At 37.5% G+C, this 23515-nt stretch carries 24 protein-coding genes; 13 read left to right on the plus strand and 11 right to left on the minus strand.

Annotation, left to right across the window (positions count from 1 at the left end; all coding sequences use genetic code 11):
* Positions 1–4: 4 nt before the first annotated feature.
* Positions 5–1414, minus strand: a complete 1410-nt coding sequence (locus ACSYTE_RS08550; RefSeq protein ID WP_491717635.1) for a Na+/H+ antiporter NhaC family protein — start codon at positions 1412–1414, stop codon at positions 5–7.
* A 682-nt stretch (positions 1415–2096) separates the two neighbouring features.
* Between ACSYTE_RS08550 and ACSYTE_RS08555 the strand changes: the two genes are divergently transcribed.
* Entirely contained in the window at positions 2097–2627 is a 531-nt protein-coding gene (locus ACSYTE_RS08555; RefSeq protein WP_491717636.1) for a hypothetical protein, read from the plus strand.
* Positions 2628–2656: 29 nt separating this feature from the next.
* Here the strand turns inward: ACSYTE_RS08555 and ACSYTE_RS08560 are convergent, their stop codons facing one another.
* Together ACSYTE_RS08560 and ACSYTE_RS08565 are read right to left on the minus strand one after the other, a co-directional pair.
* Entirely contained in the window at positions 2657–3139 is a 483-nt protein-coding gene (locus tag ACSYTE_RS08560) for a hypothetical protein (RefSeq protein ID WP_491717637.1), read from the minus strand.
* 103 nt (positions 3140–3242) lie between these two features.
* A complete protein-coding gene (locus ACSYTE_RS08565) occupies positions 3243–4580 on the minus strand; it encodes a dihydrolipoyl dehydrogenase family protein (RefSeq protein WP_491717638.1) in 1338 nt (445 codons plus the stop codon).
* 340 nt (positions 4581–4920) lie between these two features.
* Here ACSYTE_RS08565 and ACSYTE_RS08570 point away from each other — a divergent pair, with 340 nt between their 5' ends.
* Entirely contained in the window at positions 4921–5637 is a 717-nt protein-coding gene (locus ACSYTE_RS08570; protein WP_491717639.1) for a gamma-glutamyl-gamma-aminobutyrate hydrolase family protein, read from the plus strand.
* Positions 5638–5668: 31 nt separating this feature from the next.
* Positions 5669–7318 (plus strand): peptide ABC transporter substrate-binding protein, encoded by a 1650-nt coding sequence (locus ACSYTE_RS08575; protein ID WP_491717640.1) that lies wholly within the window; start codon positions 5669–5671, stop codon positions 7316–7318.
* 172 nt (positions 7319–7490) lie between these two features.
* Here the strand turns inward: ACSYTE_RS08575 and ACSYTE_RS08580 are convergent, their stop codons facing one another.
* Complete coding sequence (locus ACSYTE_RS08580; protein WP_491717641.1) at positions 7491–8894, minus strand: APC family permease; 1404 nt, start codon at positions 8892–8894, stop codon at positions 7491–7493.
* Positions 8895–9005: 111 nt separating this feature from the next.
* Here ACSYTE_RS08580 and ACSYTE_RS08585 point away from each other — a divergent pair, with 111 nt between their 5' ends.
* Positions 9006–9875 carry a LysR family transcriptional regulator gene (locus tag ACSYTE_RS08585; RefSeq protein ID WP_491717642.1) on the plus strand — a complete coding sequence of 290 codons (870 nt, stop codon included), beginning with the start codon at positions 9006–9008 and terminating at the stop codon, positions 9873–9875.
* Positions 9876–9889: 14 nt separating this feature from the next.
* Positions 9890–10381 (plus strand): O-acetyl-ADP-ribose deacetylase, encoded by a 492-nt coding sequence (locus ACSYTE_RS08590; RefSeq protein WP_491717643.1) that lies wholly within the window; start codon positions 9890–9892, stop codon positions 10379–10381.
* On the opposite strand, the gene ACSYTE_RS08595 is transcribed toward ACSYTE_RS08590, so the two are convergent.
* A complete protein-coding gene (locus ACSYTE_RS08595; protein ID WP_491717644.1) occupies positions 10382–10681 on the minus strand; it encodes a hypothetical protein in 300 nt (99 codons plus the stop codon).
* A gap of 450 nt (positions 10682–11131) precedes the next feature.
* On the opposite strand from ACSYTE_RS08595, the gene ACSYTE_RS08600 reads away from it, so the two are divergent.
* Genes ACSYTE_RS08600 through ACSYTE_RS08610 form a run of 3 tightly spaced genes read left to right on the plus strand, consistent with a single transcriptional unit; the run spans position 11132 to position 13429 of the window.
* A complete protein-coding gene (locus ACSYTE_RS08600; protein ID WP_491717645.1) occupies positions 11132–11836 on the plus strand; it encodes an amino acid ABC transporter permease in 705 nt (234 codons plus the stop codon).
* A 15-nt stretch (positions 11837–11851) separates the two neighbouring features.
* The gene (locus tag ACSYTE_RS08605) at positions 11852–12595 is read left to right on the plus strand and encodes an amino acid ABC transporter ATP-binding protein (RefSeq protein ID WP_491717646.1); all 744 of its coding nucleotides are present in this window, start codon (positions 11852–11854) and stop codon (positions 12593–12595) included.
* Positions 12596–12607: 12 nt separating this feature from the next.
* A complete protein-coding gene (locus tag ACSYTE_RS08610; protein ID WP_491717647.1) occupies positions 12608–13429 on the plus strand; it encodes a transporter substrate-binding domain-containing protein in 822 nt (273 codons plus the stop codon).
* Between the two features lie 49 nt (positions 13430–13478).
* On the opposite strand, the gene ACSYTE_RS08615 is transcribed toward ACSYTE_RS08610, so the two are convergent.
* Positions 13479–14441 carry an ADP-ribosyltransferase gene (locus ACSYTE_RS08615; RefSeq protein WP_491717648.1) on the minus strand — a complete coding sequence of 321 codons (963 nt, stop codon included), beginning with the start codon at positions 14439–14441 and terminating at the stop codon, positions 13479–13481.
* Between the two features lie 30 nt (positions 14442–14471).
* Positions 14472–15050, minus strand: coding sequence for a TetR/AcrR family transcriptional regulator (locus ACSYTE_RS08620; protein WP_491717649.1), 579 nt, complete (start codon positions 15048–15050; stop codon positions 14472–14474).
* A gap of 181 nt (positions 15051–15231) precedes the next feature.
* On the opposite strand from ACSYTE_RS08620, the gene ACSYTE_RS08625 reads away from it, so the two are divergent.
* Complete coding sequence (locus ACSYTE_RS08625; protein ID WP_491717650.1) at positions 15232–15861, plus strand: carbonic anhydrase family protein; 630 nt, start codon at positions 15232–15234, stop codon at positions 15859–15861.
* 79 nt (positions 15862–15940) lie between these two features.
* On the opposite strand, the gene ACSYTE_RS08630 is transcribed toward ACSYTE_RS08625, so the two are convergent.
* Complete coding sequence (locus tag ACSYTE_RS08630; RefSeq protein ID WP_491717651.1) at positions 15941–16366, minus strand: tautomerase family protein; 426 nt, start codon at positions 16364–16366, stop codon at positions 15941–15943.
* A gap of 208 nt (positions 16367–16574) precedes the next feature.
* Here ACSYTE_RS08630 and ACSYTE_RS08635 point away from each other — a divergent pair, with 208 nt between their 5' ends.
* The 4 genes from ACSYTE_RS08635 to ACSYTE_RS08650 all read left to right on the plus strand — a co-directional run bounded on the left by ACSYTE_RS08635 (position 16575) and on the right by ACSYTE_RS08650 (position 20648).
* Positions 16575–17933, plus strand: coding sequence for an FAD-dependent oxidoreductase (locus tag ACSYTE_RS08635; protein ID WP_491717652.1), 1359 nt, complete (start codon positions 16575–16577; stop codon positions 17931–17933).
* 172 nt (positions 17934–18105) lie between these two features.
* Positions 18106–19446 (plus strand): FAD-dependent oxidoreductase, encoded by a 1341-nt coding sequence (locus ACSYTE_RS08640; RefSeq protein ID WP_491717653.1) that lies wholly within the window; start codon positions 18106–18108, stop codon positions 19444–19446.
* Positions 19447–19581: 135 nt separating this feature from the next.
* A complete protein-coding gene (locus ACSYTE_RS08645; protein WP_491717654.1) occupies positions 19582–20058 on the plus strand; it encodes a glutathione peroxidase in 477 nt (158 codons plus the stop codon).
* 17 nt (positions 20059–20075) lie between these two features.
* The gene (locus ACSYTE_RS08650) at positions 20076–20648 is read left to right on the plus strand and encodes a metal-dependent hydrolase (protein WP_491717656.1); all 573 of its coding nucleotides are present in this window, start codon (positions 20076–20078) and stop codon (positions 20646–20648) included.
* A 37-nt stretch (positions 20649–20685) separates the two neighbouring features.
* On the opposite strand, the gene ACSYTE_RS08655 is transcribed toward ACSYTE_RS08650, so the two are convergent.
* From ACSYTE_RS08655 to thrC, 3 genes are read right to left on the minus strand one after another with little or no spacing between them, the layout of a single operon-like run.
* On the minus strand, positions 20686–21120 hold the full coding sequence (locus ACSYTE_RS08655; RefSeq protein ID WP_491717679.1) for an ACT domain-containing protein: 435 nt from the start codon (positions 21118–21120) through the stop codon (positions 20686–20688).
* Positions 21113–22006, minus strand: coding sequence for a homoserine kinase (gene thrB, locus ACSYTE_RS08660; RefSeq protein ID WP_491717657.1), 894 nt, complete (start codon positions 22004–22006; stop codon positions 21113–21115). The genes ACSYTE_RS08655 and thrB overlap by 8 nt, the downstream gene beginning before the upstream one ends.
* A complete protein-coding gene (gene thrC / locus ACSYTE_RS08665; protein ID WP_491717658.1) occupies positions 21999–23486 on the minus strand; it encodes a threonine synthase in 1488 nt (495 codons plus the stop codon). The genes thrB and thrC overlap by 8 nt, the downstream gene beginning before the upstream one ends.
* Between the last annotated feature and the right edge of the window lie 29 nt (positions 23487–23515).

Consider the following 23515-nt stretch of genomic DNA (forward strand, 5'->3'; position numbering starts at 1 on the left):
ATGATTATTCAGTTACAGCTTTATTATTTTCTTTTGGTTCATGAATGTGCTTGATTTTGAAACCAGTCAATGCACTGAGAATCGAGAATACTGGGGAGAATAAACTTAAGAATACGAATGGGATGTAAGCCATTGTCGGAACCCCTAATGTGGCGGTAACGAAACTACCGGCAACCCCCCATGGAATTAAGTAGGTAAGGGCGGTTCCACCATCTTCTAGCGCCCGACTTAATGCGATTGGGGCTAAATTGTGCTTTTTAAATGCCTTACTGAATGATTCACCAGGCAGGATCAATGATAAGAATTGTTCACCAATGAAGAAGTTGACCCCAAAACAGGTAATGATGACAGAAATGATCAATGAGGCAGTAGAGTTTAAATGGCTGGTCAATGGAACCATGATGGCCTTAATGATGCCTAAGTTGATTAGTAATCCACCAATTGAAAGGGCTACGAAGATTAATGCAACGGTTCCCATCATCCCAGCAATTCCACCACGGGTAAGTAACATATCAACTCTTTTATCACCGGTTTGGGATACGAAACCGCTTTGAATCACATTATTGATTTTGACGAGGTTCAAGCTAGGCATCCGAATTAAGCCCATAATCCCAGACACTAATAGGTTGATGAAAAGGGTGGGAATCGTTGGAATCTTGATCCATGCACAGATGAATAACAGAAATACTGGGATTAAAGAGATTGGTGAAATCAAGAAGTGGTGTTGTAAGACGCTAATCGTTTGGTCCACGCTTGTAAAGTTAGCGTGTCCTGAGTGTTGACCTAAAAAGGTGTAAAGGATGAAGGCAACGATGCTGGCTGGAATAGTTGACCACATTAGATTTTTAATATGGTCGATTAAATTAGCGTGGACTACTGATGCTGCAACGTTAGTGGAAACGGAGAGTGGGGATGCTTTATCACCGAAAACAGCACCGGAAAGAATGGCTCCAGCGGTCATTGCTGGATCAACGCCGAGCGTTAAACCGATTCCCATGAATGCAATTCCTAGGGTAGAACAAACGGTGAATGCACTTCCGATCACAGCACCCATGGTCCCACAAATCACAAATACTGATGGTAAGAACCATTGGACGTTGATTAGTTTAAATCCGTATACCATTAAAGTGGGGATAATTCCAGTAGCGATCCAGACCCCGATCAATGACCCGATCAACAAGAAAATGAACAGGGGCAAGATTCCTGATTTAATACCAACAATAAAGCTATCGTTGATTTGATCCCAGCTGAATCCACGCCACTTAGCCCAAAAAATTAGGAGCATGATCCCAAATAGGATCGGGACCTCTGGTGAAATATGTAATCCAATGATGCCAATTGCCATTAGGGCAAGAATACCAATTAAAATAATGATGCTTTCAGTTAATTTTAGTTCTGGTTTTTTATTATTCATAATGTAGAATCCTCTCTTTGATTAATATTCGCTGATTTAATTTGCAATTAAAGAATTGGTTTTGATATCGAACAACGCCACCGCAATTATTATTATTTAGCATTAGAAATCCCTCCTTGAAAATAAAAAGTCCCAATTACAAATAAATGTAATTGGGACGATGTGGACGACCGCGGTACCACCCAGCTTAACACGTTCAACGTGTTATCTCACTAGATTAATAATGGGTCTAGTTATTATCCATTTAGATTATGCTTTAATGTATTTCGTATTCATTACCCTGATCGGTTCGCAGCAACCACCGACTTCCTGACTCCCAGGCAAGAATCTACTTAATTAAAATCTAATTTTTTATTAATATGTTTATAATAATAACACCTTTTTTTTAGATTGCAACCATTTTATTAAAAAAATTTAAAAAGCGCCAACCGTCCTTGACGATTAGCGCTATACTTTAATTCATTAATCAGATAATTATAAAAGAGATTTCAGAACATTATTAAGTCGAATAAAGGCAACTAATAAACTAAAGTACGAATTTATTGTAACATACAGTTTAAAATTATTTCAATTTTTAGTAGTTATTATTAAGGTTTAATTGTAGCTGTTCAAATTAAAATTACTATCATGTAGAATTGCAAATAACGTTGACCTTACATCAAATTGAACAGGGGGATTATATTTGAAAGCCAAATGGGCAGCGATTGCAATTGCTGGTTTAATTGGGATGGCCTCGATGCCAACGCCGTTTGCTTCAGCAAAAATGCAAGTGACTAAAACAGTCCCAAAAGCATATCATGGTAGCTGGTATGGGGCCAATACTAAAAATAATCGGGATTTAATTTTTATTTCAAATCAATATGTAATTACAGGAAGTTATTCAAAATACAATCAGAAGACTCATAAAATCCAATATAACTACGATACTGGATATTTACCAAAGGGAACGGGGTCAAAGAAGCTGGTATTCAAGAAAATTCCTAAGGGTGATGGTCAGTATGGGACCACCTATACTTTCAACCAGGGGGATGATATGGATGATCAGTTGCCAACTTTTTGGACTAGTAAAATGAAAATCAATGGTAAGATGCAAACGGTCCTTAAAGCTTACCAAAACTACGGTGAAGTTGAAGTTTATACTAAAAAACCAGTGAACAAGGACTATTCATATACCATTAAGAGTAAGAATATTGGTGCTCAAATTGGAAAATAAAAAAACTAGCCAAGTGGCTAGTTTTTTTATTATTTATAAGCATTTTGAAGGACTTTACCGTTTTGTACTGAGTACAAGACCTTGCTATGATTGCTAGGATCCACCATGTTCATAGTGAATTCTTTATCTTTGGTTTGTTTGGATACATTAGCTGAGGTCTTTTCTAGCCCCTTAACGAAACTAGTCCAGGCGTTGATTCCCTCTGAATTATTTTCATTACTTAATTTAATGATTTGCTTAAGGTCCTTACTGATTGGAACCATTGTAACAGTATCGCTACCTTGGTCATAAGAAACCTTGAACAACTTTTTGTAATTTTTCTTTAATGAATCAACAAAGTTATTGATTGCAATTTGTTGTCTTTGAGCTTGTGATGATTCTGAATTAGCAGATGAGAAGTAAGTAGCAGGTAGGCTACTTTTGGCAGGTGCTTTTTCATGATTTTGACAAGCAGCTAATGTAAGCGATGAAGCTAAAACCATAATTAAACCAATAATTTTAGATTTACGCATCTATATATTCATTCCTTTATCTAACAAGTTATTTACTATCATATCATTAATAACTTGCTACATAAACTAGGAATGATTATTTTAATCAAATTATCTATAAACTTTAAAAACTCGTTAATATATTACTGCCTAGTGATGGGAAAATATTGATTAACCCCTGGATCTGTTGACGACTAATGTGCCAAGAAATGACCATGTTTAAAATTTCGATCGCATCTTCAGCTTGATCACTAAGTTCACTGGCCCCAACTAAAAAGTCATCCTGATCGAATACTAATGTTCTAGCAGCGACGGTTTGACCAGATTCTTTGTAGTACATTTCACCTGATAGGTCCGTGCGCTTAATTGTATAATTATCGTTATTTTCGACCGTTTCAGGATTGATACCAACGGTCGCAAGACGCGGTGAGGCGAATACGTTGGTAGGCATAGGTGGAAATTTAATGGCCTGGTCGTTTTCACCTGTAAATAGCTTAGTAAGATACTTGGTTTCAAAGGTTGCCACGGGGGATAACTCTGGTTTGTCAAAGTCGATCACGTCTCCATCAGCATAAATGTTATCAACACTGGTTTGCAGGTGGTCGTTTACTTTGATTCCCTTTGCATCGAAATCTACCCCCACTTTTTCTAAGCCGATATTGTGAACGACTGGGTTACGTCCGCTAGCGTCTAATACATAATCAGTAGCAAGCTTTTTATCTTGAAAGTTCACAACGAGTTCAGAACCTTGTTTTTTAATCGATTTGATTTCTGAATTGGGAACAAAGTGCATCCCACGCGCTTTTAAACTATCAACTAGCTTATTAACTAAGAACGAATCGAAGCCACGTAAAACTTTATCATGGTGCATTAAAACTGTTACTTCCGCTCCTGATTCATGGGCCAGCGTAGCTAGCTCAATTGCAACGTATCCGCTGCCAATAACCGTCATTTTTTTGGGTAATTGATCGATTGATAGAAAATGAGTGCTATCATGGGTTAACTCGGTGCCAGGAACGTCGATGTGGTTAGGTGTCAACCCAGTGGCGATTACAATTTTATCAGTGGTTAATCGTTCCCCGTTCACTTCTAGGGTGTGCTTATCGATTAGTTTGCCATACCCCTTAATGACTTTCACACCAGCTGCCTTTAATCTTTTTTTCATGCCACCTGCTGGATCAGCATCAATATTACGGTGCTTTCTTTGCATATTCTCGTACCAGTCAACCTTAACTTCATTGTCACCATAAATTTTTTTAAATTGACTAGTTCGGTAGGCTAATTCAGCTGGGATATCTAACGTAAACTTGGGCGTACAACCAAAGTTTGGACAGGTCCCACCAATTGCAGTTGATTCGATAATGGCTGCTTGGTAGCCCTTATTACCTAGTGGGACGGCCCCATTAACGGCACCGACACCACCGCCAAGATAAACAACGTCATATTCATATTGATCACTCATTTAATTTCCTCACTTTCCATATATTAACTAACTAAAATTTTATCAGAAGAATTTGATAAGTAAACGAATTAAACTTGGATTTAAATTAGAAAAAAATTTGACTTTTCTAATGTTTGGTATTATATTATATCTTAAACAAACTAATTGATCGGAGGGAATAATCATGATTATGATTAAAGCTATTGAAATTGATATTATGTGTTGCAAAGTAATAGTGCCAGAACATGGTTATTCTAATTAAGATACCTTGCTGTTTTAGCTATCTTAATTACCAGTAGATCGCCATCTTTGACACTTTTTGTGTTGATGATGGTTTTTATTTTATAGGGGGAATTATATGATGAAAATCGGAATTACTTCAGATGTTTATGCAAACGATGTTGATCCATTAAGCGGAGTCCCAGATGCCATCATTAAGATGCTTAGACTTCACGGTGTTACTCCGGTTGCTGTTCCGATCGGTAGTGCATCGCTAACTAAGCGGTTGATTGATGAAGTTGATGGTTTGATCATTAAGGGTGGCATTGATGTTAATCCAGAACGATATAATGAATTAGCACTGTCGACTACTGATGTTCCTGATGATAACCGCGATGCAGCTGAATTTACTGCATTAAAAGAATCTACTTCTAATGGAAAGCCAGTGCTTGGGATTTGCCGAGGGATGCAAGCAATTAACGTATTCTTTGGTGGCAGTCTATATCAAGACATTTATACGCAAGCGCCTGGTCGGAAGTTTTTACTCAATCACACTGCTGATTGGGACCGTGGGTACTTTCCAACGCATATGCTCAATGTTGATCCTGATAGCTACCTTTCTGAATCATTGGGCACAAGAACAAAGGTTAATTCTCGACATCATCAAGCCGTAAATCGAGTTGGCGATGGGCTTCGGGTCGTTGCGCGTGCTGACGATGGCATCGTAGAATCAATTGAAGGTAAGAATGGTTTGATCCAAGGAGTTCAATGGCATCCCGAAAATCTATGGGAACGTGATGAAAAACAAAATAAACTTTTTGAAAAATTCTTTGAAAACGCCAAAAAACGGGTATTTTAATTTAATATTATCAATAAATTAAATAGAGGATGTGGTTATATTGAAGAGTCGTTCGATTTGGAAAATTGGAGTTGTTGCAGCTGTATCATCATTGGTGTTAGCAGCTTGTGGTTCAAATAGTAGTTCTAGTCAGTCAGATTCTAGTGCTGGTAGTAAAAAAGACTTAAATTGGATGAGTAGTGCTAGTATCTCGACCCTTGATCCATCGAAAGCCGTTGATAGTATCAGTGATCAGATCGTTTACAATGCATATCGTGGATTATTAACGATCAATGGCGGTAATAATGTTGCCCCAGGTGTAGCGAAGAGCTATAAGGTCTCTAACGGTGGTAAAACGTATACATTTTACTTACGTCATTCTAAGTGGAGTAATGGAACCCCCGTTACTGCGAAGGACTTTGTTTACGGAATTCAACGTAGTGCTGATCCTAAGACAGCTTCTCAAGCCGCTTATTATCTTGATCATATTCAAAATTACGATGAGGTCAAAAATAAGACGAAGCCTGCTTCAGCTCTTGGAGTAAAGGCGGAGGGCGACTACAAGTTAGTAATTAATTTGAGTAGTCCACAGAGCTACTTTAAGAACTTAGTAACCCTCCCAGTCTTTTATCCACAAAGCGAAGCAGTTGTTAAGAAATTCGGTGCTAGTTATGGGACCGAAAGTCAAAAAGCCGTTTATAATGGACCGTTTAAGGTTACTGGATGGACTGGTAGTAATGATGGCTGGAACTTAGCTAAGAACAACTACTACTGGAACGAACAGGATACTAAGGTTAAAAACATTAAGTATACTGTAGTTAAGGATCCAACGACTGGATATAATCAATATCAAGCAGGTAAATTGGATGAATTACAACTAAACGGTAAACAACAGGTGGAACACTTTAAGAACAGTAGTCAGCTCCACTTACGTAATACTGACAGTGTTTATTACCTAGCTTTGAATCAATCAAAGGTGCCTGCTTTTAAGAACCTTAACGTTCGTAAGGCCATCTCACTTGCAATCGATCGGAATCAACTAACGCAAGATATTTTAGGTGATGGTTCATACGCTGCTAAGGGCTTGGTTCCAAAGGGACTTGCTTCTTATAAGGGGAAGGACTTTACCGATTACTCTAACAATAAGGAAGCAACTTCTAGTAATTTAACGGAAGCGAAGGCCCTTTGGAAGAAGGGACTTGCTGAAACTAAGACTAGCAAGTTGAACTTACAATTGTTAAATGATGATACACCGACAGGAAAGGCAGTGAATGAATTTCTGCAAAGTGAACTTGAAAAGCTACCTGGCTTGAAAGTTTCTAGTTTGACGTTGCCACACCCAACTAAGGTCAGTCGTTCACTTAATAACCAATTCCAAGTTGCAGTTGCACTTTGGTCACCATCTGTTACTGATCCAACATCTCCATTAAACATTAAGACTACTGGAAATTCATTGAATTTCGGTAAATGGTCGAATGCTCAATATGATGAATTGATGAATAAGGCAACTGGTAGTGATGCTGGAAATGAAGCAAAACGTTGGGATGATATGGTTAAAGCTAATGATATTCTATTATCACAACAAGGGGTTGTCCCTCTTTACCAACAGGTTCAACCAGAAGTGATCAAGTCTAATATTCATGGCATTAAGTATTATCCAAATGGTCCTACTTGGGATTTATCAGAAGTTTATGTAAAATAAGGATCAAAAATAATTTGTAATCAATAGTAAGGAGACCCCGATCTGTTGGACAGTGATTGTTCGGCAAATCGGGGTTTTCATTTGAAGTGATTTATCTTGCTAATTGATTTCTGATTGATATAATAGTGGAAATAAAAAAGCGAACCATTTCGTGGCTCGCTTTTGAATATGCTTATTTTTGGCTATTTTGTAACTTGGAATGTCTAATTCCATAAACGAAGTAGAAAATAATTCCAATTACCAACCAGATACTAACTGAAATTTTAGTGATGTCTGGTAGGACGATAATGAAGAAGATACTGAATAGTCCAGCGATAATTGGGAGGTATGGATACCAGGGCATTTTAAATCCTTCGTTTTTGATGTCTTTACGCTTTCTTAGTCTTAAGATACCAAATGAGATGAACGTAAATGCAATTAAAGTTCCGGCGTTAATCAATGATGCTAGTTGAGCCAGTGGCACTAATCCAGCAAAAATAGCTTGGATGATGGTTGCAATAATGATTGCATTTGATGGCACAGCGTGTTTTTTGGAAACTTTCCCCATTGATTTTGGTAGTAATCCATCACGACCTAGGGCATATACTAGTCTGGAACCTCCAATGAACATTGTGATCATTGCGGTGAAAATTCCGAATAATGCTCCGATGGTAATTAATTTGTTCCATGCGGTAAGGTGAATAACGTCAAGCGCAAATGCTGCGGGATCATCGATGTTAAGTTGCTTATAGTTAACGATTCCAGTTAATACTAATGAAAATGCAACGTATAGAATAACTGCAATTACAACGGTTCCTAAGATTCCCTTGATGACATTTTTACCAGGATCAACAGTTTCGGCAGAGTTAGCAGCAAGTGCATCAAACCCAATAAAGGCAAAGAAAACAGTTGCAGCCGCCGTTGATATTCCACCAAGGCCGAATAAACTAGAATGGAATTCCTTTGGATAAAATGGAACATAATTACTGGACTTAACGTAGAAAACACCAATTATGATGAATAAAATAATAATTGCAACTTTAACGATTACGGCAACGTTTTCGACCTTTGTTGATAGGGCGGTTCCCTTCATTAGAATTGCTGAAATGATTAATATGATCACCACCGCAGTGATGTTGATGACCCCACCTTCCATGGGACCTGCTTGGAGTGCTTTAGGAAGGTTAATTCCTATCGCAGACAATATGTTATTATTAAAGTAAGCAGCAAACCCTGTTGCTTCAGCTGAAACCGCGAGGAAGTATTCCAGGATTAATGACCATCCTAAAATCCAACCGATAATTTCCCCGTAAACAACGGAACCAAATGAATATGCAGAACCTGCAATTGGCATTGCTGATGAAAATTCTGCGTAGGCCATTCCAACCAAACCGGAAACAATTGCTGCGATTAAAAAGGCAATTGCAACGGAAGGGCCCGCATGGGTAGCAGCTTCGTGACCAGGTAAGATGAAAATTCCAGTTCCAATCACGGCTCCGATTCCAAGTGACACTAGGTCGCGTGCATTTAAGGTCTTGGATAATCGTGCATCAGCCTTTAAATAGTTACTGACTGATTCCTTCTTGAATATTTGCATAAGTGATGCTCCTCCTTAGTTATTATAATTAAGACTAACTAACTATATAACTAAGATTAGGATAAGTAAAATTAATAATTGAAATAGTTATATTAGGAAAGGCGATATAAGATGAATAGACTACTAGTAATCGAAGCGATTTTACAAACAAATAGCTTTACAAAAGCTGCTGAACTATTAGGTTATACACAGTCTTCCGTTAGCCAAATGGTGGCCAGTTTGGAAAAAGAATTTAACATGAAAATGTTAAAAAGATCCCGACATGGCATTCAGCTGACTCCCGAGGGAAAGGAATTATACCCGTATATTATTCAAACGATTCGACAATATCAAGCCTTAAAAGAAACCGCTAGCTCTATTCACGGGTTAAAAAAAGGAACCGTTAGAATTGGTGCCATCACCAGTGTTAGTTGCTATTGGCTTCCAGATTTATTTAAGGAATTTCGGAAAGCGTATCCTGATATTGAATTTATTCTTCAACAGGGTGACTACGGAATGATTTTGAATTGGTTGAAAAACGGCATGATCGATTTTGGACTAATGACAGCAGATTATGGAGAAGGATTTCATAAACAGATTATCCATACAACCCAGATGAATGCCTTTTTACCAGTCAATCATCCACTATCCAGTTTGGATCGGATTCCAATTGAAAAATTGTGTGATGATCCATTCATTCTTGTAGAAGGGGGCGGGTACAGTGAACCCCTAGAAGCTTTCAAGCGTTCACACGTTAAACCAAATGTGAAATACAGAATTCAAGATGATTACACGATTATGGCAATGGTAGAAGCAGGCCTAGGCATTAGCATTTTATCAGAATTAGTTTTTCAACGGACTAATTTTAAGGTTGTCAGTAAGCCCGTTGAACCAGCTGTTAAAAGACCAGTTGCGGTTGTATATCGTGATAAAGAGACCCTTCCCATTGCGAGTCAATACTTTATCGAATTTTTAATCAAAAATCGTGAAAAATTAATTTAAGAAGGGTTAAATGAATGAAATCAATCAAATTGGTATTAGGTGATATTACTAAATTTAGTGGTGACGCAATTGTTAACGCTGCTAACCATAGTTTGATGGGTGGTGGCGGAGTAGATGGTGCGATTCACCATGCTGCGGGTCCCGAGTTGAATAATGAGTGTGCACGATTAAAAGGCTGTCGAACTGGCGAAGCAAAAATTACCCGTGGCTATCGACTGCCTGTTAAATACATTATTCATACTGTAGGACCGATTTGGCATGGGTTACCGACCGATGCACAAGATTTAAAAAATTGTTATTTAAATGCGATCAAAGTCGCAGTGCAATATCATTGCAATACGGTTGCATTTCCGTCCATTAGTACGGGGGCTTATGGTTATCCACTCGTTTCCGCAGCTCAGATTGCAATTAATACCTTGAGGTCAATTAGTAGTTCCATTCAAGTAACGATCGTTTGTTTTGATCAAAACACCTTGAATGCATATCAAAATGCGCTTGCTCAATAATTATTGAGAAGAATTATTTTTCTGCGACTTTTTTAAATCGTCTGGATGATGATCATTTTTATCATGGTGTGATCCAGAATTGTTAAAGTATTGGCGGGGAACGAACTGAAATGCAGAACTGTTGCCCTGATTTTGATTTGAAAATTTATAATCTGCGATAATTGATTTCATTTCTTGGTGGGAAATTTTAGGTTGAGTATTATTAGCATGGGCAAATAAATTACCAAATAAGAATAGACATCCAATTGCTAGTGCTGCCAATCCTACGTATAGTCCAACTAAGTAACTACGATTTGACATGTGAAGTCCCTCTTTCGATTTCTAGATGGGAAAGTCTTAAGACTTTCTTTAACTTATTATAAAACAAATTTAAGAGATTGTAATTATTTTTAGTTATTTTTTATTACAAATTAGTTTAAAAATAACTATAAGGGCTATCAATAGAGACTGATGATTCATTTTGTTGACAATCTACTAATGAATTGTTAGTATTAGTTTAACAATTAACGAGTAGGGGGAAGAGCTAAATGACTAGTACTAAGATAATGTGTTGTTCATGGATGAATTGTTGCACTTTATTTAACACTAGTTATTGACCCTTCTGAAAACTATCAACCACAGATACGCATTTTTTAATTGATTGTACACAAACTAAAATGGATTTGGTAGATGAAAAAGAGCAGTAAATTAGTGTTAAAAGCATTAATTTAAGGCTCTTTTTTTGTTAATTGGACATTAGGAAGGAGGAACATGATGAGTACTTGGGATATTGTTAAAAGCTCTTTACCAGAATTAATAAAGGCTGCATTGGTTTATACGATTCCAATTGCAATCGTTTCATTTATACTAGGGCTCGCACTGGGATTAATAACTGCACTAGTGCGAACTTCAAAACGCCGTAATTGGTTCTTGATCGTTAAGGGGATTTTTCGGTTTTATGTGTGGCTGTTCAGAAGTACGCCCCTGTTGGTGCAATTATTTATTGTCTTCTTTGGTTTACCATATCTAAGAATTGCCGGTTTATTACCCGAGGGGATTAAATTAAGCCCTGTTGTTGCTGGGATCCTAACGTTTTCCCTTAATACAGGAGCATACGCATCTGAAACGATTAGAGGTGCAATTCAATCGATTCCAGCTGGACAATGGGAGGCTGCTTACTCACTTGGAATGACGAAACGCAAGGTATTATGGAGAATCATTTTACCGCAAGCCAGTCGAGTTTCCCTTCCTCCGCTGTCGAATGAATTCATTGGTTTGGTTAAGGATACTTCATTGGCTGCTTCGATTACGATCGTGGAAGTATTTGAGGTCAGTCAACAAATTGCAGCCCAAAATTATCAACCATTGATAATGTATATCCTAGCTGCATTGATTTATGCAGTTATCTGTAGTGTGCTTACCATTTTACAGGGATACTTGGAAAAGCGAGTTTCAAAATACGCCATTAAGGAATAGGGGGTGAATCCAGAAATGCTAAAATTAACTAACGTCACTAAAACTTTTGATCAACAAAGGGCGTTGAACGATGTTTCGATTCAGTTCCCCAAGGATAAGACGACCGTGATCGTTGGCCCATCGGGATCTGGGAAGTCGACCCTATTAAGATCTTTGAACCTATTAGAAATTCCAGAATCGGGTGAGTATGATTTTAATGATTTAAAGATTAATTTTGCCAAACCAATCAATTCTAAAACCATCTTGAACGTTAGACGGCATACTAGTATGGTATTCCAAAATTTTAATTTATTTCCGCATTTAACGGTAATTAAAAATGTTATGGAAGGGCCAGTTCAGGTATTAGGTAAGAGTAAGGCTGATGCTCAGCAAGAAGCAAAACAGCTATTAGCTAAGGTGGGCATGGCTGATAAGGAAAATGCTTATCCCGCCCAGTTATCAGGTGGTCAGGCTCAACGGGTCGCAATTGCGCGGTCGCTTGCAATGCATCCAGAATACATTTTGCTTGATGAACCCACTAGCGCTCTTGATCCTGAAATTGAATTAGAGGTCTTGAAGGTTTTATTGAATTTGGCAAGGGAAAAGCAATCATTGATCATTGTTACCCATAATCTAACGTTTGCCCAACGGGTTGCCGATCAAATTGTTTTTATCGAAAATGGTCAGGTGCGCTTTGAAGGGCAGACTAATGACTTCTTTAACTCAGATAATCAAAGAATTAGTGAATTTTTATCAGCAATGTCTTTAAAAAATAATTAGGAGTGTTGAATCATGAAATTTAATAAGTTAATTAAACGTTTATCAGTTGTTACCGCATTATTGGGTGCGGGAGTCTTACTAGCAGCATGTGGTAATTCTTCAAGCAACTCAAGTAGTAGCAATGGTTCCTATAAATCAGAATTAGTGAAGAAGGGGACCTTTACGGTTGGACTAGAAGGAACGTATGCTCCATATTCATACCGTCAAGATGGTAAGTTACAAGGATTTGAAGTTGAACTAGCAAAGGATGTTTCTAAGAAGCTTGGATTAAAGGTTAACTTCGTTCAAACGAAGTGGGATAGTTTAATTGCTGGGCTGGGAAGTAGCAAGTACGATGCCGTAATTAATAACATGACCGTTACTCCAGAACGTGAAAAGCTATATTCCTTCTCAACTCCTTACACTTATTCTTACTATACTTTGATCACTAAGAGTAATTCTAGCATCAAGAGTATTGATGATATTAAGGGAAAGAGCATCGTTGATGGTGCCGGAACCGATAATGCAGTTGTGGCCAAGAAGTTTGGTGCGAACGTTTCATCAACTCCTGAAAGTGCAACTGGATATCAATTGATTCAACAAGGACGTGCTGATGGAACGATTAATTCAGTCCCAGCTTGGAAGTACTATGCAAAGCATAATTCAACCAAGGGATTGAAGGAAATCGATGTCCCAGCAAGTAAGCAAAAGCCTGCTAAGACTTCAATCATGTTCAACAAAAACTCTAAGCAATTGACCAAGAAGGTTAACAAGGCAATTGAAGAATTACGGACTGACGGAACCCTCAAGAAATTATCAATTAAGTACTTTGGTTCAGATATCACTACTAAGTAATTAAATCAATTTAGCGAAATAAAAAAACTGACGATTCCGTCAGTTTTTTTTATTCCACTAAATTCATGGTAATTAATTTATATTTAATTTTAGTTGGTTTGGCTTTAATCTTTTTGTTGTGCTTAGCTGTTCCTACTTTTCCATGCATAGAGAAGTAGGTAGTAACATGTTGAATCTTAGAAATTACTAACTTTGCGTTTGGTTTTAGCAGAAATTCTTTTTCTGGACTATTAATGGAAATCGGGGCAATGTAAGCTCCGTTATAGCCAGCTGGAATGTTAATTTTCAGCAAAATAGAACTTTGAAACCCAGTAGCGATCTTATGTGAGATACTAGATGATGAAAATGCAGCATCTTGATAGATTCGACCAACTTTTAACGTTTGGTTATTAATGCTAGCATCAAGGCCCTTTTCGTTAATTCCACGATAAATGGTCATTTTAAACGGGGTCTTAAATTTCATAATGGCAGAATTAATCAGTTTCGTTTGCTTTTTTACCTTACTACTAACCTTTTGTTCGGGATATCGTAAGTGTTCGTTGACATTCGTATACCCGTTATTAGTGTAATTGCTAATTGCCTTTACTTGTTGCTTAGTGAGGGTACTGCGCCATTTCTTTTCAATTTTGAGAAGCTTATTATACATTCCCTTATCTACATTTGACGAATGAAAAGAGTATGTAAATCGCTTAAAGTCTTGAACGTAGAGGGGTTGATTTTGGTTAGCAAAAAGCACTAAGTAACCATTTAAGTAACTTTTTATGATGCTTCCGCTCGTGAATTGCGGTAAGGTGACTGGATTATTATAGTCAGGTAACTTATCAGCTAATGGATACGCTTCAATTGTTTGATTTAAAGTCCATAAATTACTAGAGAGATCAGTAACATATGAACTGGTATTGTTATATTCAACTAACGATTGGTTAAAGTTATCCTTAGCATTAGCAGGGATGGAAATGCCAATACTACCAATCAAGATGCTTGCGATAATTGTAACTTTAGTAAGCTTCATAAAAATTAACTCCTATGTTTCATTCCTGTTTTAAGCAGGGAAATAAATATTGAGGATCCGATCTAATGGGTGTACAACATCTTCAACGGTCGCATCTAAGTCAACATCCAGATTATCCTTATACCAAGTTCCGGCATAAACAACGGAACCAGCAATTTCAGCAGAAAGTAGTTCAGAATTACCATTGAATGTGACACCATGCATTTCACAATAGCCATCAATGATCATTTTGATTTTAGATTGAAAAGTTTCGTAAAAAATATTAGATAAGTTAAAGCCATTCTCCGCATCAAGGGCTTCCTTGTTATCCTTAATAAAAATAAACATCGGACGAACAATTTTGGTGATTAATTCGACTCTTTGTTGGACGAAAAAATCTAAATTATCAAACGCAGTCCGAAAGTAAGTATTAACCCATTCCTTAGATGCAAATCGATAAAAGTCATCCTTATTTTTAAAATGTCGATAAAATGTAGCTCTTCCAATATTTGATTTTTTACATAAATCATTAATTGAGATATCCTCAAATGATTGACTTTTTTGTAGTTCAAGTAATGATTCAATTAGTGCTTTGTAAGTCTTTTGGACTCGAATGTCTTTTTTGTTCATTTTTTCACCTTCTATAATTTAAGCGAAGAATTTATGATAAAATATAATATGATACTAACACATATCTGGTACTAATTAATAGTATCTATTTCAGAAAAGTGGATAAAAATCATACATTTGTACTGTTATTCACTATTATTAGATATTTTGGAATTAAAATCAATTAAAAAGAGGGAAAAAATTGTTAGATTATAATAATCAATCCATGTGGAAAAATAACTTTGGCGCCCAACAATCGCCAGTTGCCCTTAACAGAAGCGATGCCAATGTTGATTTACAGTCATTCAGCTATTCAATCGAGTCCGATTATATTTTGAATCGTTTAATTGATGATGAAACTACGATTAGACTAACTGGCAACGGAAGCGCCAAGATCATTAATCGTGACTTTAGCTTTCAACAAGTTCACTTCCATTCACCATCCGAACATACAATTGATAATGCTCAATTTCCGTTCGAAATTCATCTGGTACACCAAAATGCAATTGGTCAGTTACTGGTAATTGCCCTAATGGTTACGCTTGGATCCGCTGATCCCCAATTTGAACAAATTTTGAATAAATTTCAACGTGGGCAGCATCAAGATGTGCAAATTGATATTACCGATTGGCTTAATTTTAATGCCAAACATGGCTTTCATTACCTCGGTTCACTAACGACCCCACCATTAACAGAAGGTGTCGAATGGATCGTTATAAGTAACTCACAAATTACGATTAGTAGCGAACAACTGTCTCGCTATCAGGCCATTTTTAACGCTAATAATCGTTCTTTACAATCATTAAATGATCGTAAGCTATTTTATTTTTGATCTGAAATTAATTGTAAAAAAAAACTAGCCGTATGAATAATTCCCAATTGGAATTTACTTCACACAGCTAGTTTTTTTATTAATGTAGTGGGCCATCAACAAACTGCGCCTTACCGTATCCGAAGCTCCAGTCTGCATCACCGTTAGTTGATAAACTAACTAGCAGATTTTTAGGATCAAGGCCAATTTTAGCTTGTAATTCCTTGGCTAGTTGATCGTAATAGGCTCTTTTTTGAGAAACGTTTCTCGAGCGGGTGGTAATTTGAAAAACGACTACGTCCTTACTTCTTTCGATTCCTAATCCTGAGTCTAGAATGTTCATTTCAAATGGTTCGTGTTGGGTTAATACTTGATAACGATCACCATTTGGAATTCCAAAGGTATTTAACATTACTTGGTATGATACCTCTAATAAATCCTTTAAATATTTTTCATCGTGACCCTTAATTACATCAATTCGCATAAGTGGCAAAACAATCACATCCTTAAATATTATTATTGCCATTATATAATATTGATGATTTATTGTGAACCGATTTAATTTGTGTAAAATTTTGCAATCTGATTAATGTATCGTTTACGACCTAATATTTTATTGTTATAATTTACTTGTAAAATTAACTGAAATTGATATAATTGATATTAGTTAATAATTATTATAAAATAAAAAACGTTATTATGGTATTTTATATTTGAAAGGCAGGATATTAATAATGAAGGTTATTGTATTAGGTTCTTCTCACGGTGGTTATGAAGCCGTTCGTCAAATTTTATTAGATGCTCCAGATACTGAAATTCAATGGTATGAAAAGGGTGACTTTATTTCGTTCTTATCATGTGGAATGCAACTCTACCTTGAAGGAACGGTTAAACACGTCAATGACGTTAGCTATGCAAAGCCTGATGAAATGCGTAAGGAAGGCGTTGATGTTTTTGTAAAACAAGAAATTACCGCTGTTGATCCTGCCAAGCATACTGTTCACGTCGTTAACCATAACGACGGTTCAGAACGTGATGAAAGCTATGATAAATTAATCATGAGTCCGGGTGCTGTACCAGCTAACCTGCACGTTAAGGGTGAAGATTTAGAAAACGTATATAAGATGCGTGGCCGTGATTGGGCAATTAAACTCAAGGAAAAAACCGTTGACCCATCAGTTAAAAATGTTGTCGTAATTGGTTCTGGATACATTGGAATCGAAGCTGCTGAAGTATTTGCTAAGGCTGGAATGAAGGTTTCCATCGTTGAACATAACGAACGCTTATTAGGGGTCTATCTCGATAAGGAATTCACTGACACTTTGACTACTACGATGAAGGATCATGGCGTTGACTTCTATGGTGGTCAAGGAGTTGCCGAATATAAAGGTGAAAATGGTAAGGTTACCACTGCGGTTACTGAAAAAGGGGTTGAAATTCCAGCTGACCTAGTAGTTGAAGCTGCTGGAATCCATGCCAACACTGAATGGTTAGATGGCGTTGTCGATCTAGATGATCATGGTTTGATTAAGACTAATGAATTCTGCCAAACTAGTGATGATGATATCTACGCCGTTGGGGATGCGACCTTAGTTCCATTTGCTGCTACTGATGGAAAGTCACGGATCGCACTTGCCACTACTGCTAGACGTCAAGGGCGGAATGCTGCGATTAATGCTTTAGGTCGTAAGCACGCAATGGTTCCAGTTTCTGGATCCAGTGCGCTGAGTGTATTTGATTACAAGTTTGCTTCTACTGGAATTAAGGAAGGAACTGAAGCGCGCTTTGGTGTTAAGACCCAATCAACAGTGGTTAAAGATACCTTTAGACCACCATTTGTTCCCGATGATGCTGGGAATGCAGAGGTAATCTTTAAATTAACTTACGATCCAACAAGTCACGTGATCTTAGGAGCGCAAGTAATGTCGACCCAAGATTCCACTCAAAACATCAATACAATTTCACTAGCAATTCAAGCTAAATTAAAGGTTGAAGATTTAGCCTATGCTGACTTCTTCTTCCAACCTGGTTTTGACCGTCCATGGAACATCATTAACGTGGCTGCTCAACAAGCAATCGAAGATTTAAAGTAAAACTATAACGATTAAAAATCGTGCCATTATTTATGGTACGATTTTTTTATTAATTTCATCTTAAGCTTAATTCTTTTTTCTTGTGTTCTAATTCACAAGATATTATGATTAGGTTATAAATTATTTTAAAGACAAAAACACGTTAGTTGTTTATGTTAAAGGAGTTTTAATTATGAAAGTTATTGTTATAGGTTGTACGCACGCAGGGACTTTTGCTGTAAAACAAATTTTAAAGGAACATCCAGATGCACAAGTTACGGTGTACGAAAGAAATGACAATATCTCATTCCTTTCTTGTGGAATTGCACTTTATCTTGATGGCAAGGTTGCTGATCCACAAGGGCTCTTCTACTCTAATCCTAAGGAATTAGCTGATTTAGGTGCAGATGTTAAGATGCTACACGATGTTAAGTCAGTTGATACTGATGCTAAGACGGTTGAAGTTGAAGATTTAGAATCTAAGGCAGTTGCTAGTGATAGCTACGATAAGTTAGTTGTTACAACTGGTTCACGTCCTGTATTACCACCAATCGAAGGTGTTGATAACAAAAACGTTTACTTCTGTAAGAACTGGCACGATGCCCAAGTCTTATTTGAAAAGGCAAAGGACAACAAGCGCATTACCATCGTTGGTAGTGGATACATTGGTGCTGAATTAGCTGAAGCATACTCCAATCACGGTCATGAAGTAAACTTGATCGATACGAATGATCGGGTTATGTCAAAATACTTCGACAAGAAATTTACTGATAAAATTGAAGCTAGCTATAAAGAACACGGGGTTAATTTATTATTAGGGCAACGAGTTTCTAAGTTTGCTGGAGATGATGAATTAACGATTACTACTGATAAATCTGAAATTAAGACTGATATTGCAATCCTTTGTGTTGGGTTCAGACCAAACACTGAATTATTAAAGGGTAAGGTTGATATGTTACCAAACGGTGCTATCAAGACTAATGACTACATGCAAACATCTAACCCAGACATCTTTGGTGCTGGTGATAGCGTTGCTGTTCATTACAACCCAACCGGGACTGATGCTTACATTCCATTGGCTACCAATGCAGTTCGTCAAGGGATTTTAGTTGGTAAAAACATCGAAAAGCCAACTACTAAGTACATGGGGACTCAATCCTCATCAGGTTTGGAATTATACGGTGAAGCCATCGTTTCAACTGGGTTAACCATGGCCAATGCGGAACGGCAAGGAATTAAGGCGCGTGAAGTTGTGATCGAAGATAACTATCGGCCAGAATTTATGCCATCGACTACGCCAGTATTGATGTCACTAGTTTACGACCCAGAAACACGTCGGATCCTTGGTGGTGCTTTAATGAGTAAGTACGATATTTCACAATCTGCTAATACTTTATCAGTATGTATTCAAAATAAGAATACCATTGATGAATTGGCAATGGTTGATATGCTTTTCCAACCAAACTTTGACCGTCCGTTTAACTACTTGAACATCTTAGGCCAAGCTGCTCAAGCACAAGCTGATAATCAATAATATCTAAAAATAAGAAGCCTTCTCAAATTTGAGAGGCTTCTTATTTTTGTGTAAAATTTGATACAATTGAATAGCATTCAAAATATTATTATGTAATAATATTAATTATTATTAAAAATGAAAGGGTGTTATTTGATGAGTTCAATTTATGATTTTACTGAAGTTGAAATGAGTGGCCAAGAATTGCCACTCAGCAAATACAAGGGTAAAGTGATGATCATTGTTAATACGGCAAGTAAATGTGGATTAGCTGGTCAACTTGAAGATTTGGAATCCCTATATAAAAAATACCATCAAGATGGCCTTGAGATTTTAGGATTTCCCTCTAACCAATTTAAACAAGAACTTTCCGATGATAAAGAAATTAATGAATATTGCCAAATGCACTATGGTGTGACGTTCCCAATGACCAAGACTGTTCAAGTTAACGGTAGCGATCAAAACGATTTGTTTGCTTACCTTAAGGAAGAGTCCGGTCATGGTCGGATCAAGTGGAACTACACCAAGTTCTTGATTGGTCGTGATGGAAAGTTGATTAAGCGTTATGCACCAATTACTAAACCTGAAAAAATGGAACCAGAACTAGTAGAGGCGCTATATTCTGAGGACTAGGAAGAGATGAAAAAGCGATGGCACTGCGTAGAACGCATATCGCCGCTTCAGAGGCACTAGTAATTGGTGGGTTATATTTTACTAATCAACCGATTTCAGTTGAAATAATTAGTGTCTTGGGGGTCTGGATTGGCGCTCAAATGCCTGACATTGATGTAAAGAACACCAGAATAAATCGTTTTTTTGGGGTATTTGGATTCATATTTGCAATTCAAAAGCATCGAACTTGGACTCATAGTATTTGGGCAGTGATATTGATGGGGGCGGCTGCTCATTATTTGCCAGTTTTTAAACTAATGGAAGCTAATTTTGCGGCCATTAATTTTCAACGGGTTTTCTATTGGGCCGTTTTTGCTGGATATATCCTTCATTTAATAGAAGATAGCTTTTCAAAACAGGGCGTTCATTGGTTTTATCCAATGACGATTAAGGACTCTTATAAAAAGTATCGGAGATCTGGAAGTCGTCGCTCGAAATGGTATTTTTATCAAACTGGTGGCCCTGCTGAAGAGTTGTTTTATTTAATTTCAGTTTTGGCGCTTACGTATTTGTCGGTAATGATTTTTTACAGTAATTATTTATTAAAATAGGGAGTTGGCATGGATGCCAATTCCCTATTTTTTGTAACTATTCAATTGATAATAGATTCACTTTACTGGTACCATCGATTTTTTTAATATTGAATAGTAATTCATCGATCGTATGGTGCATGTGTGTTAAATCTAACGAAATAACGACGCTGGCGACATTGTGGATTGGAATGTTTTGGTTAATTGTAAGAATACTAGCTTCACTTTTAGAAATAGTTGCTAAAACCTTAGATAACAGGCCGCTTTGGTTATCTAACATGAAGGAAATTAAGGCTTTTCGATCCCAAGAGGAGTTATTAGCTTCATATACTAGATCCTTATACTTATAATAGCTGCCGCGGCTAATGCCGACTTCTTTTACAGCTTCACTAATTTTTTTTACCTTGCCAATATCCAATAAATGCCGTGCTTTAATTACCTTCCCAAACGTTTCTGGGAGTAATGATTGATCAATAACGTAATATTTATCGATTTTGGAACACCTCGCTCATTACACCATGATTATCAACTTGAACTGCTTTAGCGGTCCATTCTGGAAAGTCTTCACTAATTTCAGAAATTAAATGGCGCTGCTTTTTATAGTCATCGGTAATCGCCATCATCGTTGAGCCACTACCACTAACGTATAATACTGCATTTTGGTCTTTGCAGATGGACTCAACATCAGCAAAGTGTGGAATTAGCTTTTTACGAAATGGTTCATGCATTCGATCATCCATGGCTTCACGCAGTTGATTAAGATCACCAGTCCCAATTGCATGGGTCATCAATAAGCTATGGCTAACTTGATGCGTAACGTCAGCATAACTCATCTGCTTTGGCAATACGTTTCTAGCATCGGCTGTGCTAATTTTAAAGTTGGGAATGATGGCAGTGAAATTAAATTTATCACTAACGGGATATCTTACAACTTGAACTTGGGAGTTAGAATCAACAAATGCCATGCAAAGTCCACCATAGATTGCTGGTGCAACATTATCTGGGTGTCCTTCCATTTCAGTAGCAATTTCTAAAAGTTGCTCATTAGTGAGCGGGTTGTCAAACCATTGGTTGGCACCTGCTAGTCCACCAACGATACATACCGCAGAACTACCGAGTCCCCTTGAAACAGGAACTTCACTTTGAATTGCAATTTGAATGTCTGGAACGGGTTGGTCTAAATATTCACAAACAGCTTTAAATGCTCGGTAGACTAAGTTATCTTCATTTTGAAATGCAGTGGGGCATCCAGTGATCATAAGATGGCTGGAATCATTTGCGCTAAATGCAAAACTAGAATGCATCGTAACCGCGATTCCAATGCAATCAAATCCCACGGCTAAGTTAGCACTGGTGGCTGGAACTGAAATTTTAATCATTTTGAAACACCTCCATTGAACGGTTGTAAACAAATTCTGCCATTTGGCTAGGATCGATCACTGGGGCCTTATCTTCGGGTAGTGACCAAACTTTTGCTAAGTTTTCTGGAACTACTACGTGAGTAAAATCATAGATGGCACGAGTGGTCTTAATCGCATCTTCTTCGTGGTGGCCAATAATTGCATCTGCGACCGCATCAACGAATTTATAAGGGCTAGCAGTACTTAGTAAGACCATTGGGGTATCCTTATCCTTAGCCTGGGCGTTTCTCATTACAGAGTATCCAGATGCAGTGTGTGGATCCATTAAATAGTGGTATTGTTCAAAAACATCCTTGATCGATTTTTCGATTTGGGCATCATCACTATAACCACACTCAAAGTCGGCTTGGATTGAAGCTAGTATTTCTTTGCTGACCTGATACTTTCCGGTCGTTTCTAGTTCATCCATTAATTTTTTGATGGCCTTTGAGTTTTCACCGCTCTTGTAGAAGAGCAATCTTTCAAAGTTGCTAGAGATTTGAATATCCATACTTGGGGCAACCGTCTTAAAGAATGGTCGGTTACGGTCATAGACCCCGTTTTCAAAGAAGTCAGCTAACACTTTGTTCGAGTTACATGCTACCACTAGTTTCTTGACTGGGAGTCCCAGTAGTTTGGCGTAATATCCAGCAAGCACATCCCCAAAGTTTCCAGTTGGAACGGTGAAACTAATTGGCTTGCCAAATTCAACACTTCCGTTTGCAACCAATTGTTTATATGCATTAAAGTAGTAAACGATTTGAGGGATCAAGCGGCCGATATTAATTGAATTAGCGCTAGAAAGGCTGATGTGTGAACCTAATTTAGCCTTAAGTTGTTCATCGTTGAAAATCTTTTTCACGTTAGTTTGGGCATCATCAAAGTTACCATTAATGGCAGCCACATTGGTATTATTTCCCTTAGTGGTTAACATTTGTTGTTTTTGAATTGGGCTAACCCCGCCATCAGGGAAGAATACGCTAATGCCCATTTGATCGGTATCCTTGAACCCGGCTAGTGCGGCAGTTCCAGTGTCACCACTAGTTGCTGCCAGGATCATGACCCGTTGTTCAGGAGTAAGGGCCGTCCGCATTAATTCTGGCAATAGTTGTAAACCAACGTCTTTGAATGCGCTAGTAGGACCGTGGAACAACTCTAAAACATGAAAGTCGTCAACATCTTTGACTGGTGTGATCAAAGGAGTACTGAAAGAATGATCGTAAGCGTTGTGCAAACATTTTTCGATTTCTTCATTAGTAAAGTCGGGGAGTAACACTTTAAGCACTTCCGCTGCCATTCCTTGGTAATCCTTTTTGATTAATGAAGCTAAGTCGATTTTTTTATCAGCCAAGTCAGGGAGTACGAACAACCCCTTATCATCGGAAAAGCCCTTGATGATCGCTTCCTTTGCATTGATTCTGATATCACCATTTCGTGTACTTATGTATTGATCTGCCATAACTTTTATTCCTCCATATACTTGCATTT

This window comes from Nicoliella sp. ESL1120, assembly GCF_058508515.1.

Bases quoted from the DNA above. Each gene is read 5' to 3' on its own strand.
- ACSYTE_RS08645 (WP_491717654.1), top strand. From the start codon at position 19,582: ATGAGTTCAATTTATGATTTTACTGAAGTTGAAATGAGTGGCCAAGAA.
- ACSYTE_RS08565 (WP_491717638.1), bottom strand. From the start codon at position 4,580: ATGAGTGATCAATATGAATATGACGTTGTTTATCTTGGCGGTGGTGTC.
- ACSYTE_RS08600 (WP_491717645.1), top strand. From the start codon at position 11,132: ATGATGAGTACTTGGGATATTGTTAAAAGCTCTTTACCAGAATTAATA.
- ACSYTE_RS08630 (WP_491717651.1), bottom strand. From the start codon at position 16,366: ATGGCAATAATAATATTTAAGGATGTGATTGTTTTGCCACTTATGCGA.
- ACSYTE_RS08550 (WP_491717635.1), bottom strand. From the start codon at position 1,414: ATGAATAATAAAAAACCAGAACTAAAATTAACTGAAAGCATCATTATT.
- ACSYTE_RS08590 (WP_491717643.1), top strand. From the start codon at position 9,890: ATGAAATCAATCAAATTGGTATTAGGTGATATTACTAAATTTAGTGGT.
- ACSYTE_RS08650 (WP_491717656.1), top strand. From the start codon at position 20,076: ATGGCACTGCGTAGAACGCATATCGCCGCTTCAGAGGCACTAGTAATT.
- ACSYTE_RS08610 (WP_491717647.1), top strand. From the start codon at position 12,608: ATGAAATTTAATAAGTTAATTAAACGTTTATCAGTTGTTACCGCATTA.
- ACSYTE_RS08580 (WP_491717641.1), bottom strand. From the start codon at position 8,894: ATGCAAATATTCAAGAAGGAATCAGTCAGTAACTATTTAAAGGCTGAT.
- thrB (WP_491717657.1), bottom strand. From the start codon at position 22,006: ATGATTAAAATTTCAGTTCCAGCCACCAGTGCTAACTTAGCCGTGGGA.
- ACSYTE_RS08620 (WP_491717649.1), bottom strand. From the start codon at position 15,050: ATGAACAAAAAAGACATTCGAGTCCAAAAGACTTACAAAGCACTAATT.
- thrC (WP_491717658.1), bottom strand. From the start codon at position 23,486: ATGGCAGATCAATACATAAGTACACGAAATGGTGATATCAGAATCAAT.
- ACSYTE_RS08570 (WP_491717639.1), top strand. From the start codon at position 4,921: ATGAAAATCGGAATTACTTCAGATGTTTATGCAAACGATGTTGATCCA.
- ACSYTE_RS08635 (WP_491717652.1), top strand. From the start codon at position 16,575: ATGAAGGTTATTGTATTAGGTTCTTCTCACGGTGGTTATGAAGCCGTT.
- ACSYTE_RS08560 (WP_491717637.1), bottom strand. From the start codon at position 3,139: ATGCGTAAATCTAAAATTATTGGTTTAATTATGGTTTTAGCTTCATCG.
- ACSYTE_RS08605 (WP_491717646.1), top strand. From the start codon at position 11,852: ATGCTAAAATTAACTAACGTCACTAAAACTTTTGATCAACAAAGGGCG.
- ACSYTE_RS08640 (WP_491717653.1), top strand. From the start codon at position 18,106: ATGAAAGTTATTGTTATAGGTTGTACGCACGCAGGGACTTTTGCTGTA.
- ACSYTE_RS08615 (WP_491717648.1), bottom strand. From the start codon at position 14,441: ATGAAGCTTACTAAAGTTACAATTATCGCAAGCATCTTGATTGGTAGT.
- ACSYTE_RS08595 (WP_491717644.1), bottom strand. From the start codon at position 10,681: ATGTCAAATCGTAGTTACTTAGTTGGACTATACGTAGGATTGGCAGCA.
- ACSYTE_RS08585 (WP_491717642.1), top strand. From the start codon at position 9,006: ATGAATAGACTACTAGTAATCGAAGCGATTTTACAAACAAATAGCTTT.